Source organism: Lacticaseibacillus manihotivorans DSM 13343 = JCM 12514, assembly GCF_001435035.1.
In the GTDB taxonomy this organism is placed as follows: Bacteria; Bacillota; Bacilli; order Lactobacillales; family Lactobacillaceae; genus Lacticaseibacillus; species Lacticaseibacillus manihotivorans.
The window spans coordinates 1-211 of the sequence record NZ_AZEU01000314.1; the positions used below are offsets into that span (position 1 = coordinate 1).

1 pseudogene is annotated in these 211 nt (G+C 43.6%); it reads right to left on the reverse strand.

Features of this window, described 5'->3' with window-relative positions:
- Positions 1-211: pseudogene (locus FD01_RS16765) on the reverse strand (RNA-guided endonuclease IscB); the annotation flags it as partial.

The window sequence follows — 211 nt, forward strand, 5'->3', positions numbered from 1 at the left end:
GTGCCGTTGCTTCATGCAATGATCGTTTTTTCGTCCGAAACTGATCAAACATCACAACTGAGTTTGGCTCTTCAATAATTTGTTGAATTCCACTGATTGCTACAGCATCGCGATAATGCGCTTTTGCCAAACCCAACTTTTTTCGCTGAACCGTTGTGATGTAGCCATAGGTGAAATGCGCCTCAGGAAAAGCGGTAAGCAATCGATTACG